Here is a 17,332-nt window from a genome sequence, read left to right on the forward strand (position 1 = left end):
AAATGTTTTCTAAATTGGGTTATTTCTCAATAACTTTTGCTTTTATTTTTTTTATTTTTGGTTGTGAGTCATTTACCAATAAAAATGAAAAACCTCAAAAGGAAGTCAAAGAATTTGGTAGTTCTGATTTACTTCGATTCAAAGTAAAAGAAGAAAGTTTCAGAAAAGATAGTTTATCTCTTATTTTTAAAAACATATTCTTTGAGGAAGTTGGTCTTAGTGAGTTTGATTTAAAAATAAATGTTGATTACAAAAGAGAAAATATAAATTACCACCAAAATTATTACCTAGTTATAGCGATTTATCCACGGGATGAGGATATTCAATTATTGGATGATGAAAGACGAAGGTATAAGTTTGCATCGTATTCTATGAAAATTAGAACGAACCAAGTCAACGATTTGGTTCTAGCCAGAAAAATAATAACGAAGCTGAAGTTTGCTCGAGCAATTACCATTTCCTTATTTGAGTACAAAACCAAACTAAAAAGTAAAGAAATCGTTTTACAGAACGTAAAATTTTAAATTAATATCTGCACAAATGAAATTTGAAATGAAAAATAAGTCTCTATTGATAACTGGAGGCACTGGGTCATTAGGAAAGGCTCTGACACAGCATATACTAACTAAGTATCCTGAAATCAGAAGGCTGATAATTTTTTCAAGAGATGAGCAGAAGCAATTTCAAATGGCTCAAGAGTTTTCCGAAACGGAATATCCGCAGATTCGATATTTCATTGGAGATGTAAGAGATCGCGATCGTTTAATTAGGGCCTTTAAAGGGGTAGATTATGTAATTCATGCTGCAGCAATGAAACATGTTCATTTAGCAGAGTATAATCCTGAAGAATGTATAAAGACAAACATTGGGGGTGCTCAAAACGTTGTGGATGCTTGTTTGGAAACGAATGTGGAACGTGTTGTTGCACTTTCTACTGACAAAGCTTGTGCTCCAATTAATTTGTATGGTGCTACTAAATTAACTTCTGATAAGTTATTTGTTGCAGCAAATAATATAAAGGGAGACAGCCCAATTAGGTTTTCTGTAGTTAGATATGGCAATGTAATGGGTTCAAATGGTTCTGTAATACCATTTTTCATTTCCAAGAAAAAGAATGGAGGAATCTTACCAATTACAGATCCTAATATGACGAGGTTTAATATTTCGTTGCAAGGTGGTGTAGATATGGTTATGTATGCTTTAGAAGAAGCTTGGGGTGGCGAACTTTTTGTTCCGAAAATACCTTCTTACCGTATTACTGATGTTGCTGAAGCAGTTGGCCCTGAATGTGAGAAACCTGTGGTTGGAATACGTCCAGGAGAGAAGATTCACGAAGAGATGATTACACCGTCAGATTCTTTTTACACGTATGATTTAGGAGAATACTATGCTATTTTACCAGTTACACACCAGTGGAATTTGGAAGATTACTTAAAAAAGTTTCAGGCTAAAAAAGTCTCTCAAGGATTTAGTTATAATTCGGGTGAAAATACGGAATGGGAAACCGTTCAAGGTCTTAGAGATTTAATAAAGGAACATGTTGATTCAACTTTTATATTATGATGAAACCAATTCCATATGGTCGCCAAAATATTTCTCAAGAAGATATTGATGCCGTAATAGCCACATTAAAATCTGATTATCTTACTCAAGGCCCAAGAGTTTTAGAATTCGAAGAAGCCTTTGCTGAGTATGTTGGTAGTAAATATGCTGTTGCTGTCGCAAATGGGACTGCTGCACTACATCTCTGTGCGCTTGCTTTAAATGTTAAGAAAGGAGATAAGGTTATAACAACCCCCATTACTTTTGCAGCATCGGCTAACTGCGTTCGATATTGCGGCGGAGAAGTTGTATTTGCTGATATTGAACCAGATACTTATCTACTAGATATAAATAAGGTTGAAGAGCTCTTATTGGCGTCACCAAAAGGAACATATAAAGGAATTATTCCAGTAGATTTTGCTGGTAGAAGTGTAGACATGGAAGCTTTTGCCAATTTAGCAAATAAACATGATTTATGGATTATAGAAGACTCATGTCATGCGCCGGGAGGGTATTTTAAAGATAGTAATGATATACAACAACAATGTGGTAATGGGAAATTTGCTGATTTGGCTATTTTCTCTTTTCACCCTGTAAAACATATTGCTGCTGGTGAAGGAGGTATGATAACAACAAATGATGAGGACTTGTACAAGTCTTTATTAATGTTGAGAACGCATGGAATAACCAAGGATAGTGAAACATTTAAAAATAGTATAGACTTTGCTGCTGGCGAATCTGGTTTTTCAGAATACCCTACTTGGTATATGGAAATGCAAACTTTAGGCTACAATTACCGGTTAACCGATTTTCAATCGGCCTTAGGTCATTCTCAGCTTTCTCGTGCAAATCAAGGCTTGGAAATAAGAAGAAAACTTGCAAAAGTTTATAAAGACGCCTTCTGTGATAAAAAGTTTATTAAGGGTCAGTCTGATGTGATAGAAGGCCATGCTTATCATTTGTATATTATAGAGGTAGATGATAGAACAGGGCTTTATAATCACTTAAGAGATTGTAAAATATACGCGCAGATACATTACATACCTTGTCACTTAATGCCTTATTACAGAAGTAGAGGCTGGCAAGAAGGAGATTTGCCACAGGCAGAGCAATATTATAAAAGATGTATAAGTCTACCCATGTATCCAACACTAGAAACGAAAGAACAGCAATACGTGATAGAGCAGGTACTTGAATTCTATGAAAAGAGTGTATAGCAAATTAGGGTTAGGTACGGTTCAATTTGGTATTGATTACGGTATTTCAAATACCAAAGGAAAAACTGATAGTGCAGAGATAGAAAAGATTTTGGATTATGCTGGAAAGAATAGTATAGCTTATATAGATACAGCTTCAGCATATGGTAATGCAGAAAAAGTGCTGGGTTCATTTGACTTGACCTCCTTTAGAGTCATATCCAAATTTATGCCTCCAAATCAAGGCTCTATAAAAGATGAATTAGAAAAAAGTCTTAAAAATCTTGGACTAGGAAAGGTTTATGCATATTTAGCGCACAGACCTGAAGAACTTTTGAAAAATCCAGAACAATGGTTTGACCTTAAAGAACTAAAAAAACAATCAAAGGTTGAGAAAATAGGGTACTCCTTAAATAGTCTCGAGGAGCTAGATTCGTTATTACAAAAAAATATGGAACCGGATTTAATTCAGGTGCCGTATAACCTTTTTGATAGAAGATTTGAAAGGCATATTGTGGAATTGAAGAAAAATGGTTGTGAAATACATGTCCGTTCTGCATTTTTACAGGGCCTTTTTTTTATTGAACCTAAAAACTTGCCTGTTTACTTTAAATCTGTTAAAAATTTGATAAGTGATTTACAAAATGAATTTGGAGAAAATTTGTCAGGTGCACTTCTTAATTTTGCTTTAGAAAAGGAATTTATTGATGTAGTTGTTGTAGGAGTTGAAAATGTAAACCAACTCAGCCAGAATTTAAAAAATATTTCTTTTAAACAGCCTGTAAAGACTAGAATACCAGTAGTTGCAGAAAAAATTTTAGTGCCGTCTTTATGGCCTAAAAAATAGATTACTATGATAAAAACATTCAATCTTGACAACAAGGTTATTTTAATATCTGGAGGGTATGGTTTTCTTGGTCATGCAATTACATTAAGTCTCTGTCATCATGGAGCCAAAGTTTATGTCTTGGGAAGAAGTGAGGAGAAATTTAAAAACACGTTCGCGGCAAAGGATAGTATAGTTAACTCGAATATCAATTTTTTAAAATGTGATATTTCAACTACAGAATCAATTAAACAGGCCTTTCAAACTATTGATGATAAAGAAGGTAAAATAGACGTATTAATTAATAACGCTTTTTATAGTCGTGGTCAATCTCCAGAACAGATGTCTGATGACGATTGGTCTTACGGAATTGATGGATCGCTCAATAGTGTGTTTAGAGGGATAAGGGAGATAATACCTTATTTTAAGAAGAACGGAAGTGGAAAAATATTAAATGTATCTTCAATGTATGGAGTTGTAGCTCCGCAATTTGAAGTATATGATGAATATCCAGAATTTTTAAATCCCCCACATTACGGGGCGGCGAAAGCTGGCGTTATTCAGATAACAAAGTATTACGCTAGTTACTTGGGGAAATATAATATTAATGTAAATACAATAACCCCCGGGCCGTTTCCTTCAGATAAAGTAAAAGAAAACAAAGGCTTTATAAAAGCCTTAGCGGAAAAAACTTGTCTGGGGCGTGTAGGTTTACCAGAAGACCTGGCGGGTTGTTTCGTTTTTTTAGCGTCAAATGCGGCAGATTATATAACCGGTCAAAATTTTGTAATAGATGGAGGATGGACAGCAAAATAAGAAAGTTGTTTTTATTATTCAGGCAAGAATGCAATCCAGTCGTCTTCCTGGTAAAGTTTTGATGCCACTACCTCTATGGGGAGCTAAGCCTATTCTAATGTGGGTAATTGAAGAATTACGTAAATCAAAGCACTACGGAGAAATTGTTATAGCCACCTCAAAGAATAAGGAAAACGATTTGCTAAAGGATTTTTGTATTAAAAACGAAATAACTTGTTTTCGAGGGGAAGAGGATGATGTGTTGAGCAGATTTATTACAATATTAAGAGATGCGGATTATAACACTGTAGTACGGCTAACTGCGGATAACCCAATTATTGATATTAATACATTAGACGAAACAATAAATTTTCATCTTTTAGAAGAGAATGATTATACTGGTACAGATACTATGCCAACAGGAATGAATTTTGAAGTAATCAAAGCACAGTCTTTACTCAAAATGCCTGATCATGTACTTACTGAAAATGACAGAGAGCATGTTACTTTGTTTATTAGAAACAACCAGAAGTATAAGAAAGGAGTTTTTAATCCTGTTCTAAACAAATCATTAAAAAATTTAAGGTTAACTGTTGATTATGCCTCTGATTTATTGGTGACTTCATCTTTGTTGCAATTCGGCGAAAGATATGGGTTAAGAGGATTGGAGCTTGTTCAGGCGGTTCTTACTGATGCTCCTTATATTTTTGAGGCAAATACTAATAATATTCAAAAGAGGCAGTTTAAAGACGCTAAGAATGAGTTGGATTTTGCAATTCAAATCTTGAAAAAATATGATTTACACCGATCTGTTTCTTTACTTGAGAAACATAAAGAATAAAGCTGAAATTTTTTAAAGATAGAACTGTTCGTTTTATTTTTTTTGTAAAATTCATAGAGTAAAAAAAATGACAAAAAAAATTATTTTCAGAGCAGATGGGAATTCTAAAACTGGTCTTGGCCACTTGTATCGTTTATTTGCAGTTGTAGATATGCTTAAAACGCAGTATGAATTCGTCTTTGTAACCCGAGTAGACTCTACTTTATCTGTAATACCATCAGAGTATGATGTAATACAGATTCCTGAAAATATTTCAATTAGTAATGAGACAGAGTGGTTGGCTCAAAATTTTGATTCGTCTGAACATATAGTTGTAGCCGATGGTTATCAGTTTAAAAGCTCTTACCAAAAACAAATAAAAAAATTAGGCTTTCAGTTGGTTTATATAGATGATTTAATTGAATCACACATGTATGCAGATGTAATTATTAATCATGCACCAGATATAGATGAAAAAAACTTTCTAAGCGAGAAATATACAAAGTTTGGTCTAGGAACCAAATATGCCCTTTTGCGTCAAAGATTCTTGACTCAAGCAAGAGAATCTAAAGAAGCAAATGTCCTAGATTCTTTGTTTGTTTGCTTTGGAGGTGCAGATAAATATGACTTGTCATTGAAAGTAGCCAAAGCAGCTGTAAAAATTTCTAAAATTAAGGAAATACATATTGTTTTGGGAGGTGCATATAAAAAACAAGAAATTTACGATTTTCAAAAAGAACACCAGAGTAACCTAATACTTCATGATGGTCTTTCTGAGCCAGAGCTAGTTAATATCATGAATCTTTGTAACTTTGCAGTTGCTCCAACAAGCACGATTTTTTACGAATTATGCTCTATTAAAATGCCTATTCTTGGGGGATATTACGTAAAAAATCAAGAAAGAATATATGAGAGCATGAGCTCTAAGGACGTTCTTTATAAGGCAGGGGATTTTTCAAAATATTCTGTTCTAGACTTTGAAAATAAATTAAGCGCTCTAATGGATGAACCTAGGGCAGGTGATTACGTTCAAAATCAAAAAAACCTTTTTGATGGGAAAAGTGATATCCGAATTTTAGGTCTAATTAATTCTTTAAATATTTCTTTTAGAAAAGCTGTAAAAACAGACTTAGAATTAACTTATGAATGGTCAAATGATGAGCTAGTAAGAAAAAATTCTTTTAATTCTGAGCAAATTTCTTTGGATGATCATAGCAATTGGTTCATGAAAAAAATCATTGACAATGACAACTTGTTTTTAATTGTTCAAGTTAATGAAGTTCCAGCCGGTGTGGTAAGATATGAGCTAAAAGGCGAAAATGCCGTAGTAGGTGTTTCTATTCAAAATGAATTTAGAGGACAAGGGTTAGCTACTGAGTTTTTAATCATATCTGCGGAACTTTATTTTTCTAAATATGACAAGCCTATATTTGCTTATATTAAGAAAAGGAATGGGGCGTCAATCAAAGCATTCGAAAAAGCAGGTTATAGCTTAATTGGAGAAAAATTAATAATGAAAGAAGCAAGTTTTGTTTACAAATTAGAAACTAGTCATGGAATTTAAGAATTGTTTTATTATTGCGGAATTGTCAGCTAATCATGGTGGCGATTTAAACATTGCGAAAGAGACGATTAGAGCAGCCAAAAGAGCCGGAGCAGATGCAATAAAACTACAGACTTATACGGCAGACACGATTACTTTAAACGTTAGAAACGATAATTTTAAAATTAATCAAGGTACTGCTTGGGATGGTCAATATTTTTATGACCTCTATAAGGGTGCTTCGCTACCTTGGGAATGGCATAAAGAACTGTTTTCAGTCGCAAAAGAGGAGGGTCTTGTATGTTTTTCTTCTCCTTTCGATAGAACGGCAGTAGATTTTCTAGAAGATTTAGGAACTCCAATATATAAAATTGCTTCTTTTGAAATAACTGATATTCCGTTGATTGAATATGTAGCTTCCAAAGGAAAACCTATGATTATATCAACAGGGGTAGCTACTTTAGAAGATATAGAATTAGCGATAGAAGCATGTAAAAGGGAAGGCAATCATGATATTACCATTCTGAAATGTACCTCTGCATATCCAGCGGATCCGGAAGATGCCAACCTAGTTACTATACCAGATATAATCCAAAGATTTGGGGTTAATTCAGGGTTGTCAGACCATACACTGGGTATAGAGGCTCCGGTAGTAGCGGTATCATTAGGAGCAAAAGTAATCGAAAAGCATTTTATCCTTAATAAATCTATTGGCGGGGCAGATGCTCATTTTTCACTTGATGAATCTGAATTTAAAATGATGGTGGATGCTGTGAGAATGGCAGAAAAAATGATGGGAAAAATTGATTATGAGTTGACAGAAAAAAAGAAGAATAGTAGATATTTTTCAAGATCACTTTTTATTGCCGAAGATGTTGTAAAAGGTGAAGCTATTACTAAAAAGAATGTTAGGTCTGTTAGGCCAGGTTTGGGAATGCACCCTAAACATTTTCACGAAATACTTGGTAAAAGTTTTACAGAAACCTTGGAGAAGGGAACACCTTTGGAGGATCGGCATATTAAATAAGTAAAACAAAATATGTGCAATTAAAATTTAGAAATAAAATAAGTGTTAGAGAGCTAGAAACGCTTGTTCATTTAGGAATAATCTTAGTAGCTGGTCTCAGTACGATTTTAAGACCCTCAATGGAAAGTAAAATCACACTTTTTAGGGTACTTCTACCTTTTCTATTTTTATGGCTATTTGTTGTAAACACTAAACAAGGTGTCAAATTATCATTTATAATTATTGGTTTTTTTTTATACTCATTAATTGCTTCGTATACTTCTAGGTTTCATGAGATTAATTGGGCTTATAATTTCTATTATATTACTATTTTTTTCTTCTATTCCTATTATAAGGAAATAATGAAACGCTGCAACAAGGAAAGTGTATATGTTTTCTTGTCAATTCTATATAGAACATTAATTGTATTAGGCTTACTACAGTACTTTATTGGTGGAGTATATTTCAATACTCAAAATAGATTTCCTGCTATTAACATTTTCTTTTGGAATGAAAATGAATACTCCGCTATACTTGCAATTTTCACTCCCCTGTTCTTTTTAAAGCAAAGTTCCAATTTCAAATATGTTTGGATATTTCTGTCTATATATTTAATAGCATACAATGACGCAAAATTGGCAATACTATCGCTTATTATTTTTTTTGGAGGGTATTTCATAATGAAGTTTAAACTCTTTAGAATGCGTTATATTGGCTTCGGGTTAATAGGCCTTATGGGAATTATGGTTTTGTTTTTTGCTAGGGAGTATACTATCCAAGGAAAATATACTATTGAGTATTTTATTTCTAGACTGGCAAACGGCTTATTCACAGGTACTCCCCTTGAACATATTGGGACTTTTAATTCTCGGTCTAACGCCGTGATTATGGGGATACATGAATTTTTTAGATCTTACATGATAGGTATAGGCCCTGGTAATTCTCTATTGATGATTCAAGAACTAATAGTGCCTGGTCAAGAAAAGTGGGCAGCATACAGTATGCACAATTTCACGCTACAGCTCGTAACGGAAATGGGATTATTTGGAGTAGGAATGCTTGCCTTTTTTGTTCTTGAAATTAAACGTTCAATTGGCGGGACCTTTTATTCGCCAAATTTAATTTGGTTGTTCTTTTTTAGTTGTGTTGTTTCAATAACTTTGTTATCTGGTGCATGGTCAAATTATTTTTATCTTTTTATCTTATTTTATGCACTAGATTTTTTTAAGAATAATGAAAAAAGTAAGATTTAAAAATTTCCATTCTGTTTTAAGAAAATCTGAGTCATATATTTTGTTGGCACTTTTTTTTTCAATTCCGCTTTCTCCAAAATTAACAACGGTTTTGATTATTATTTACTCATTAGCATCACTGTTAACTTTTGAGCGAGAATATCTTAGGAGGATATGGTTGCGAAAACCAGCTTTTTTATTGATTCTTGTCTATTTAATTTTGGTTATCGGTTTAAGTTATTCATCTGATATTAACATAGGTTTTTCTAAAATACAAACACAATTAAGCTTACTTATTTTCCCCTTGTTTCTTGGAGGTAAGAGCATATTAAAAAAGCAAAAGGAGCAATACTTGCTCAGTTTTGTTCTTGGAATCGTTTTTACTTCTCTACTATGTTTCGGTAATTCATTTTACCGCTATTTTAAAGGAGAAGAATATTATGTTTTAGATGAATTTTCAAGAAAAACAAACATTTTTTTTTATACTGAATTTTCAGCTTTTTTAGATTTACACCCTACTTATTTTTCTATTTATATTGGTTTTGCATTATTCTATTTATTAGGCTTTTATAAAACCAAAAAGAAGTATGGATTTATAATAAAATGGACTGCTATAACCTTTCTTTTTGTGACTTTGATATTTACTTCTAGTAAAGGCGGGATATTTACATTTTTTATAGCTAGTTCTGTTTACTTTATACATAGGTTTATTATGAAACCAAATAAGTATAGCGTTGCCCTTTTAATTGCTCTTATTGTGGGAGCCACAGGTATGTTCCTTATCAACCCTATACTTTATAAGCGCTCAATGCAGCTTGTTAATTCTTTCAATAAGGTCTGGGTGAAACAAGAGCAAACTAACGAATCTAGTTCAATACGCTTTGGTTTATGGAGGTTATCAGTTGAGGTTTCAAAAAAGTCACCTTTTTTTGGCTATGGCACGGGTACAGTAATAAGAACACTCAATGAAAATTGTATTGATTTGTTTAGTTTTTCTACTTGTGAGGGTTTAAGAAATAAAAATAGTCATAATCAATATCTAAACTTCTTAGTTTCAAATGGGTTTTTAATACTTATACCGTTTCTATTCGCTTTATTCCTAGGACTTGTCAAGGCGTTTAAAAATAAAGATCATATTTTCCTTTTTTTTATTGTTTTTATAGGTCTTAATTTTTTATTCGAAAGTACTTTACAGAGGGAAAGGGGTGTAGTGTTTTTCTCTGCATTTTTTATTTTGTTTCTTGTTTGTCAAAACTCTCAAAAAAAATTAGAAAATGTCTAACAGTATGGGGTTAAAAGAAATTGAATTGTCCTATGATACGCAGTCAATTAAATTGGATGGAGATTGTGTCTGGCCGATTTTAAGATATAAAGTTAATGAGGAGCTGCGTACTAAGGAAGGACTAACATCCAGAACTGTAAAAATCAATAAAAGCTTAATCAATGAGCTTTTGGTAACATTGTTTTATGGTTTAAAGCAGTTATTAATAATTAACCGTTATAAGTTTTGGGTTTTTTCTAATTCTGACAGGAGAAAAAAAATTCACGGGAAATACGTTGATCGTGTTATGGAGCCTATTGCGGAACATAAATTAAGAACCTTAGTTATTGAAAACCCATATCCTCTTGGTCAGCATTATAAAAAGGATGATCTTAAGAACGGGAACATTATAAGTCAGACTGTTTTTTTTTCGTGCGCAAAACTAATTAGTCTCTTTTTAAGTAGAAATGTTAAGGTTGAAAACGAAGAAATACTCATCAAGATACTGAAAGAATCAGGTATCTCTCTAGACTATAAGGCTGTATTAAGAAATCATAGAGCTCAGTATCTATTTATGAAATTAATGCTTAAGCTGGCTACTCCAAGAATTGTTTTTTTTGTTTATTCTGCGTCTTCAATGGGATACATAAAAGCGTTAAAGGAAAAAAATATTCCTGTTGTAGAGTTACAACATGGCGTAATTAATGAGTTGCACTATGCTTATAACGTATTTAAAGATTTTGGAAACAATTTCTACCCAGACTATTTGTTGACTTATGGTGTTAATGAGTCTAAGATTTTCGATGCTAATAATTTTTTCATTAAATCTTCTAATGTAATTCCTATAGGATATTATTTTTTAGAAGAGTTTATTAATTCTCCTATTGACGGTTCCAAGCATCTACCCGATAAAAATGGTTTTACAAAAATCATTGTATTAAGTTTACAGGATCCTTTCGAGAAATTTATGTTTAAATTTTTAAATGATATCTCTTTAAGAGACAAAACTATCTTGTTTTTGTTAGTGCCTAGAGATCCGAAAAAGTCATATAAAGAATTTCAGTTTCCGGTAAATGTAAGAGTTGAACGAAATTTCAATGTATACGAGTGTTTGAAGATAGCTGATTTTCATATGACAATTAATTCTACATGTGCCATAGAATCATTATGTTTTGGAGTGCCTAATATTCTATACGATTATAAAAATTGGGCTTCGAGCTATTATGGAGAGGTTCTTAATGATTCAGGACATACGGTATTCGTAGATTCCATTATTGAATTTGAGCGTATTATGAAAGATCATCAATTTTACGACAAAGAAAAAATTGCACAAAAATCAAGAGACTTTATCGAGAGTGGTTTTGTTAGCAATTTAGATAACGTTATTGAGCAAAAGATATTAAGGAAGGAAGAGAATGAATAATAGAAAATTATTTAAGAATATTTCTTTTTTCACGCTGTTCAATGTTATTAATTCTGCAATACCATTTCTTTTGCTACCTATTTTAACAACTTATCTTAGCCCAGATGATTATGCTATAATTGATATCTTTTTCAATGTATCGTTAATTGCTACGCCTATTGTGGGATTAAGTGTGGTGCAGTCTATTAGCCGTTATTATTTTGAGGATGTTGATTTGCCAAAGTTTATTACTACTGTTTTCTTAGTGCTTGTCTCATCAGGTTTAATTTTTATGCTAATTTCAGTTGTTATTACTTTTTTAGCTCAAGGTTTTATTGAATCATATAATTTTCCGCCATTTATAATTATTGTAGCAGTTTGTTATGTTATTTTTTCACAGGTTAGTGAGATTTTATTGATATTATGGCGGGTATCGTATAAAACACTTCAATTTGGGGTTTTCAGAGTGTCTAAAACAATCTTGGACTTAGGTTTATCGGTAATTCTTATTGTATGTTTTGAAATGGGTTGGGAAGGAAGGCTAATACCTCAGTTTTTGGTTGCTTTTCTTTTTTGCATTATTGCATGTTTTTTACTTTATAGAAATGGATTTCTAAATATATTACGTATCGATAAGGTTTATAAAAAAGAAGCTTTGTCTTTTAGCTTGCCTTTAGTTTTTCATACTCTAGGTGGAAATCTAATTGGTTTTTCAGATCGTTTTTTTATACTGTTCATGCTAGGGCTTAGCGAAGTAGGAATTTACTCGGTAGGGTATCAAATAGGTATGGTGATAGCTTTATTACAAAATTCTTTCAACCAAGCTTGGGTTCCGTTCTTTTTTGGAAAACTAAAAGAAGATAACTATGATGAAAAGGTTAGAATTGTTAAAATTTCGTATGCTTACTTTCTTTTGATCCTTTTCTTAGTTTTAGTGTTTTATCTATTAACACCATTCATTTATAAGTATTTTATTGGCAGCGCCTTTACCACGGGAAGTGCTGTAGTCCTATGGATTTTATTAGGTTATGCTTTTAACGGCATGTATAAAATGGTTGCCAATTATTTATTCTATTTAAAGAAAACCAAATTAATAGCATATATGACTTTGGGGTCTGCAATTTTGAATTTAATTCTCAATTATTTGTTAATACAGAAGAATGGAATCCTTGGGGCTGCGCAGGCCACGACTATTACATTTTTTGTATTGTTTTTGGGCGTATTCATACTTAGCTATAAGAATTATAAAATGCCTTGGGGACTAAATAAAATTAATACATAATGATTAAATTATTTAAAAGAATACGGTCTTTGATTTTTACGTTTATAGCAAAGAAATCAAGTGGTAACTTTGGCTCTTCAATAAAAGCTAACGGCTATACAAGATTGAACAAATATACTCGTGTTGGTAAGAATGTACATTTTAATGGCTTGATTGTATATGGTAAGGGCAATTTTGTTATCGGAGATAATTTTCATTCTGGTTTTGGTTGTAAAGTGTTAACCTCATATCATAATCATCTTGGTGATGCAATTCCATATGATGAAACCTTGATAGTTAAAGATGTTATTATAGAAGATAATGTTTGGTTAGGGATTAATGTGACTGTTTTGGCTGGTGTTACAATTGGCGAGGGTGCTATAATTCAAGCCGGGAGTGTCGTAGTAAGTGATATAAATGAACTAAGTATAGCTGGAGGGCACCCGGCAAAGGTATTTGCCTCTAGGGATAGGAAAAAGTACGATATGTTGAAGAAAGATGGAAAGTTTATTTAGTTCAATATACAATTGACCAAAAAACATATTTATTAGGAACATGGTTTAACCCTTGAAGGATATTAATTAAAGAAGACTAAATTGAATAATCTAGTATCAATAATTACTCCGGTACATAATTCCAAGATGTTTTTGGATGATTGTATGAGTTCGGTATTAGCTCAAACACATGAGCGGTGGGAGCATATACTTGTAGACGATTGCTCAACTGATGAAAGTTCTAAAATTATAAGGGCTTATGCGGACAAAGATGCTAGAATAAAACTAATTCTTTTGAGCGAAAATAGCGGTGCAGGTGTCGCTAGAAATACAGCTATTGAAGCTGCAAAGGGTAATTTTATAGCCTTTTTGGATAGTGATGATACGTGGTATCCAGAAAAATTGACCAAGCAACTCTCTTTTATGCAAAACCAAGGTCATTATTTTACGTTTACCTCTTATGATATTATAAATGAAGAAGGTAGTCCACTTTCAAAAATTATTAAGGCCAAATCCCTAGTCACTTACAAATCTGCTTTGTATAAAAATCCGATTGGTTGTTTAACTGTAATTTATAGTGTAGACTTTTTTGGAAAACAATATATGCCAGTAATACGAAAACGTCAAGATTATGCTCTTTGGTTAAAGCTATTGAAAAAGGCAGATGGTTTTGGGTTAAATGAATGTTTGTCTAGTTATCGAATAGGAAATGAATCTATATCTTCGAACAAGTTTAAACTACTAAAATACGAGTGGCAGATTTATAGAGATGTAGAGGGGTTGACTGTATTAGAATCTGTATTTTATACGATTTCGGCAATTTTTTTAAAACTGAAAACCTACTTTTGATAATTCTAAATTATTATAAATGCCTAGGCCTTCTGTATTAAATTCTGTAGAACGCAAGTTTATATTGCTTGTGGGTGACCTAGTTATTGTGCTGGCTTCGTTAAATGTACTGGTAAACAATGCTATTGACGCCAAGTATATTTTAATGGGTTTAAAAGTGGTTGTTTTTTCTTTCGGAATAATTAGCTATTTGGTTCTTGCATATATCTTAGAATTTTACAATTTAGAGAAAGTAGCAAAACGTAGATACGTATTCACACAATCGCTTTATATAAGTGCCATGTACGTGTTTGTTGTTTTTATATTTTTGGTTATTGTTTATGATGTTAGTTTTTGGAGAATGCCTCTTCTCTATTTTATGATATTGACACCAATAGAAATCGGTCTATGGCGATTGTTTTTTCGAAATATATTTAGAATAATACCAGTAACAAAAAATGTGCTTTATATCTATGATGAATATGCTACTAATCTAGTTAAAGAAGATACAGATGTTATCAACGGAGAGGAAATGAAAACCTTTTACAAGGTAAAACTTACCTACCCTTTGGAACAGGTAAATTATATCAATAAAAAACTCTTTATGTCTGCTGTAGACAAAATTGATGTCTACATTATTAACATGAGAAGTTACGATGACATACCTTCCGAATTAGAAAAGGTATTGCTAAGAGCCATTTTGTTGGGAAGAGAAGTGGTAACATTTACTTCTTTTTATGAGGATGTATATCAGGCCCTGCCTATTAGATCTCGTAATGATAGTTTTTATGAAATATTACAGTTAAGAAACCGTAAAATCAGGTACTTAGGAAGAATATTTACTTTTGGAGTCAATTTTATTCTATCATTATTTGCTGGACTAGTATTTATATTATGCATTCCTTTCGTTTGGTTTGGGAATCTATTTTTTAATAGAGGACCATTGTTTTATAGTCAAAAGCGAGTTGGATTACACGGAAATGAGTTCAGCATTTATAAATTTAGGTCTATGGTTGTAGATGCAGAAAAAGCTGGAGCAGCCATGGCTACTACTAATGATGCTAGAATTACCCCTTTCGGAAGAATATTGAGGCTTTTTAGAATAGATGAGTTACCTCAAATTATATCGGTTATTAAAGGTGATATGCAGTTTATTGGTCCAAGACCTGAAAGAAAAGTATTTGTAGATCAGTTAAACGAAATGATACCTTACTATAGTGCAAGACATCTTATAAAGCCTGGTATAACAGGCTGGGCACAGGTGAAATATAAGTATGGGGAGAATCTCGAAGATTCAATTAGAAAACTTGAATATGATTTATACTATATAAAAAATAAGTCTATTACTATAGATTTGAGAATCATCTTTAAGACTGTTACCACTGTTCTGTTCTCTAGAGGGGTGTAGGTTTATCATTCAAATTTGTTAATGAGATAATTTCTTTATTATAACTCGTATTTCCACTTCAAAACGTATTTTTGCGCAAACCTTAGAACATGAATATTCTTATTTTAGGTGCTGGCGGTCGCGAGCACACTCTTGCTTGGAAGCTTAGTCAAAGTCCAAAACTAAAGAACCTTTACGTAGCACCTGGTAATGCAGGTACTTCTAAAACCGCAATTAATATACCGGTTGGTGTAAATGATTTTAAAGGTATAAAGAAGGCAGTTCTAGAGAATGACGTAAATATTGTCATAGTTGGTCCAGAAGACCCATTGGTAAATGGTGTTCACGATTTCTTCCTCAACGATTCGGAATTAAAGAATATACCCGTAATAGGACCACAAAAGGCAGGAGCTGAACTTGAAGGAAGTAAAGAGTTTGCCAAAAAGTTCATGATTAGGCATAACATACCTACCGCAGCTTACGAAAGCTTTACTGTGGAGACACTTCAACAAGGATTTGATTTCCTTGAGACATTACAGCCGCCATATGTATTAAAAGCAGACGGACTAGCTGCCGGTAAAGGAGTTGTTATCCTTGAGGATATAGCAGAGGCCAAAGAAGAGTTGAAAACCATGTTGGTAGATGCCAAATTTGGTGATGCCAGTACTACTGTGGTTATAGAAGAGTTTTTAGCCGGTATTGAATTAAGTGTTTTTGTTTTGACAGATGGTAGTGGTTATAAGGTTTTACCAACTGCAAAAGATTACAAACGTATTGGTGAAGGGGATGCTGGACTTAACACAGGGGGTATGGGGGCTATTTCACCAGTTCCTTTCGCTGATGATGTTTTAATGGATAAGATACACCAGCGCATTGTTAAACCTACCGTAGAGGGCCTTAAAAAAGACAATCTACCTTATAAAGGTTTTATATTTATCGGTCTGATTAAGGTTGGCGATGAACCTAAGGTTATTGAATACAATGTACGTTTAGGTGATCCAGAGACGGAAGTGGTTATCCCTAGAATAAAAAATGATTTAGTTGAGGTTTTTGAAGCTGTTGCCAACGGAACTTTAGATGATATAAACTTAGAGCTGGACCCAAGAACGGCATCTACCGTTATGTTAGTTTCGGGAGGTTATCCTGAGGCTTATGAAAAGGGTAAAGAAATTACCGGATATGATTCTGTAGAAGATTCATTGGTATTTCATGCTGGCACCCAATTAAAAGAGGGCAAGGTTGTAACTAGTGGTGGAAGGGTAATGGCAGTTACTTCCTTTGGAAATAATTTTAAGGAAGCATTAGCAACATCTTACAAGAACATAGAGAAAATCAAGTTCCAGGATATGAACTATAGAAAAGATATTGGATTCGATCTATAAAAGAAAGAATCCAATATCTTTAATGTAAATTATTAAATAACCTGAAAAGGTTTATAGGTAAGAGTGAGAAGAGACAGATTTATCTTCTTCGTCATTGTCACTATATTGTTTAAGTTGTAACATCCAATAGATAAAAGCAACAAAACCAATTGCAGCAAAAATCCAGTTTAGAAAATTGGCGCCCCACCAGCTGTGCATATGACGCAACTGATCCAATGGCCAAAATAAATGGTTTACGAACAAATCTGCTATTCCTTCAAAAAATGATCTCATCTTAGCTATATTTACAACTGCAAAAGTATAAAAAGCACGGGAACTTTCTAATTTTAATTTTGATGATTTAGTTTGTCAACTTTA

Annotated in this window: 17 protein-coding genes; 16 read left to right on the top strand and 1 reads right to left on the bottom strand. The window is 32.9% G+C overall.

Translation table 11 applies throughout. The annotated features are described in order from the left end of the window. Positions 1-2: 2 nt before the first annotated feature. The 16 genes from HW347_RS03610 (at position 3) to purD (ending at position 16,975) form a co-directional block, all read left to right on the top strand. Positions 3-524 carry a hypothetical protein gene (locus HW347_RS03610; RefSeq protein ID WP_214610564.1) on the top strand — a complete coding sequence of 174 codons (522 nt, stop codon included), beginning with the start codon at positions 3-5 and terminating at the stop codon, positions 522-524. 28 nt (positions 525-552) lie between these two features. Further along, a complete protein-coding gene (gene pseB / locus HW347_RS03615) occupies positions 553-1,563 on the top strand; it encodes a UDP-N-acetylglucosamine 4,6-dehydratase (inverting) (RefSeq protein ID WP_214610565.1) in 1,011 nt (336 codons plus the stop codon). Further along, a complete protein-coding gene (gene pseC, locus HW347_RS03620) occupies positions 1,560-2,759 on the top strand; it encodes a UDP-4-amino-4,6-dideoxy-N-acetyl-beta-L-altrosamine transaminase (protein ID WP_214610566.1) in 1,200 nt (399 codons plus the stop codon). The genes pseB and pseC overlap by 4 nt, the downstream gene beginning before the upstream one ends. Continuing rightward, complete coding sequence (locus HW347_RS03625; protein WP_225901818.1) at positions 2,743-3,585, top strand: aldo/keto reductase; 843 nt, start codon at positions 2,743-2,745, stop codon at positions 3,583-3,585. Before pseC ends, HW347_RS03625 begins: the two co-directional genes overlap by 17 nt. A gap of 6 nt (positions 3,586-3,591) precedes the next feature. After that, positions 3,592-4,380 (top strand): SDR family NAD(P)-dependent oxidoreductase, encoded by a 789-nt coding sequence (locus HW347_RS03630; RefSeq protein ID WP_214610568.1) that lies wholly within the window; start codon positions 3,592-3,594, stop codon positions 4,378-4,380. Next, positions 4,358-5,200, top strand: a complete 843-nt coding sequence (locus tag HW347_RS03635) for a cytidylyltransferase domain-containing protein (protein WP_214610569.1) — start codon at positions 4,358-4,360, stop codon at positions 5,198-5,200. Before HW347_RS03630 ends, HW347_RS03635 begins: the two co-directional genes overlap by 23 nt. 67 nt (positions 5,201-5,267) lie before the next feature. Continuing rightward, positions 5,268-6,743 (top strand): UDP-2,4-diacetamido-2,4,6-trideoxy-beta-L-altropyranose hydrolase, encoded by a 1,476-nt coding sequence (gene pseG, locus HW347_RS03640; RefSeq protein ID WP_214610570.1) that lies wholly within the window; start codon positions 5,268-5,270, stop codon positions 6,741-6,743. Further along, positions 6,733-7,749: a pseudaminic acid synthase gene (gene pseI / locus HW347_RS03645; RefSeq protein ID WP_214610571.1), complete on the top strand. Its 1,017-nt coding sequence runs from the start codon at positions 6,733-6,735 to the stop codon at positions 7,747-7,749. The genes pseG and pseI overlap by 11 nt, the downstream gene beginning before the upstream one ends. A gap of 341 nt (positions 7,750-8,090) precedes the next feature. Further along, positions 8,091-8,981, top strand: a complete 891-nt coding sequence (locus HW347_RS03650) for a hypothetical protein (RefSeq protein WP_214610572.1) — start codon at positions 8,091-8,093, stop codon at positions 8,979-8,981. Next, positions 8,962-10,242 carry an O-antigen ligase family protein gene (locus tag HW347_RS03655; RefSeq protein ID WP_214610573.1) on the top strand — a complete coding sequence of 427 codons (1,281 nt, stop codon included), beginning with the start codon at positions 8,962-8,964 and terminating at the stop codon, positions 10,240-10,242. The genes HW347_RS03650 and HW347_RS03655 overlap by 20 nt, the downstream gene beginning before the upstream one ends. A 4-nt stretch (positions 10,243-10,246) precedes the next feature. Continuing rightward, positions 10,247-11,644: a hypothetical protein gene (locus HW347_RS03660; protein ID WP_214610574.1), complete on the top strand. Its 1,398-nt coding sequence runs from the start codon at positions 10,247-10,249 to the stop codon at positions 11,642-11,644. After that, positions 11,637-12,905, top strand: coding sequence for a lipopolysaccharide biosynthesis protein (locus HW347_RS03665; protein WP_214610575.1), 1,269 nt, complete (start codon positions 11,637-11,639; stop codon positions 12,903-12,905). The genes HW347_RS03660 and HW347_RS03665 overlap by 8 nt, the downstream gene beginning before the upstream one ends. After that, complete coding sequence (locus HW347_RS03670) at positions 12,905-13,399, top strand: acyltransferase (RefSeq protein WP_214610576.1); 495 nt, start codon at positions 12,905-12,907, stop codon at positions 13,397-13,399. Before HW347_RS03665 ends, HW347_RS03670 begins: the two co-directional genes overlap by 1 nt. Positions 13,400-13,480: 81 nt before the next feature. Beyond that, positions 13,481-14,227, top strand: coding sequence for a glycosyltransferase family 2 protein (locus tag HW347_RS03675; RefSeq protein ID WP_225901799.1), 747 nt, complete (start codon positions 13,481-13,483; stop codon positions 14,225-14,227). A 19-nt stretch (positions 14,228-14,246) separates the two neighbouring features. Then, positions 14,247-15,614, top strand: a complete 1,368-nt coding sequence (locus HW347_RS03680; RefSeq protein WP_214610577.1) for a sugar transferase — start codon at positions 14,247-14,249, stop codon at positions 15,612-15,614. 89 nt (positions 15,615-15,703) lie between these two features. Further along, positions 15,704-16,975: a phosphoribosylamine--glycine ligase gene (purD, locus tag HW347_RS03685; protein WP_214610578.1), complete on the top strand. Its 1,272-nt coding sequence runs from the start codon at positions 15,704-15,706 to the stop codon at positions 16,973-16,975. Positions 16,976-17,026: 51 nt separating this feature from the next. Here the strand turns inward: purD and HW347_RS03690 are convergent, their stop codons facing one another. Continuing rightward, on the bottom strand, positions 17,027-17,248 hold the full coding sequence (locus HW347_RS03690) for a DUF6341 family protein (RefSeq protein ID WP_214610579.1): 222 nt from the start codon (positions 17,246-17,248) through the stop codon (positions 17,027-17,029). Between the last annotated feature and the right edge of the window lie 84 nt (positions 17,249-17,332).

Source organism: Zobellia barbeyronii, from assembly GCF_018603515.1.
In the GTDB taxonomy this organism is placed as follows: Bacteria; Bacteroidota; Bacteroidia; order Flavobacteriales; family Flavobacteriaceae; genus Zobellia; species Zobellia barbeyronii.

What these genes read in the sequence shown, in the direction of transcription:
- HW347_RS03655 (WP_214610573.1), top strand. Translation starts at nt 8,962, where the DNA reads ATGAAAAAAGTAAGATTTAAAAATTTCCATTCTGTTTTAAGAAAATCT.
- HW347_RS03680 (WP_214610577.1), top strand. Translation starts at nt 14,247, where the DNA reads ATGCCTAGGCCTTCTGTATTAAATTCTGTAGAACGCAAGTTTATATTG.
- purD (WP_214610578.1), top strand. Translation starts at nt 15,704, where the DNA reads ATGAATATTCTTATTTTAGGTGCTGGCGGTCGCGAGCACACTCTTGCT.
- HW347_RS03660 (WP_214610574.1), top strand. Translation starts at nt 10,247, where the DNA reads ATGGGGTTAAAAGAAATTGAATTGTCCTATGATACGCAGTCAATTAAA.
- HW347_RS03690 (WP_214610579.1), bottom strand. Translation starts at nt 17,248, where the DNA reads ATGAGATCATTTTTTGAAGGAATAGCAGATTTGTTCGTAAACCATTTA.
- HW347_RS03650 (WP_214610572.1), top strand. Translation starts at nt 8,091, where the DNA reads ATGAAACGCTGCAACAAGGAAAGTGTATATGTTTTCTTGTCAATTCTA.
- HW347_RS03610 (WP_214610564.1), top strand. Translation starts at nt 3, where the DNA reads ATGTTTTCTAAATTGGGTTATTTCTCAATAACTTTTGCTTTTATTTTT.
- HW347_RS03625 (WP_225901818.1), top strand. Translation starts at nt 2,743, where the DNA reads ATGAAAAGAGTGTATAGCAAATTAGGGTTAGGTACGGTTCAATTTGGT.
- pseB (WP_214610565.1), top strand. Translation starts at nt 553, where the DNA reads ATGAAAAATAAGTCTCTATTGATAACTGGAGGCACTGGGTCATTAGGA.
- HW347_RS03665 (WP_214610575.1), top strand. Translation starts at nt 11,637, where the DNA reads ATGAATAATAGAAAATTATTTAAGAATATTTCTTTTTTCACGCTGTTC.
- pseI (WP_214610571.1), top strand. Translation starts at nt 6,733, where the DNA reads ATGGAATTTAAGAATTGTTTTATTATTGCGGAATTGTCAGCTAATCAT.
- HW347_RS03630 (WP_214610568.1), top strand. Translation starts at nt 3,592, where the DNA reads ATGATAAAAACATTCAATCTTGACAACAAGGTTATTTTAATATCTGGA.
- pseG (WP_214610570.1), top strand. Translation starts at nt 5,268, where the DNA reads ATGACAAAAAAAATTATTTTCAGAGCAGATGGGAATTCTAAAACTGGT.
- pseC (WP_214610566.1), top strand. Translation starts at nt 1,560, where the DNA reads ATGATGAAACCAATTCCATATGGTCGCCAAAATATTTCTCAAGAAGAT.
- HW347_RS03635 (WP_214610569.1), top strand. Translation starts at nt 4,358, where the DNA reads ATGGAGGATGGACAGCAAAATAAGAAAGTTGTTTTTATTATTCAGGCA.
- HW347_RS03670 (WP_214610576.1), top strand. Translation starts at nt 12,905, where the DNA reads ATGATTAAATTATTTAAAAGAATACGGTCTTTGATTTTTACGTTTATA.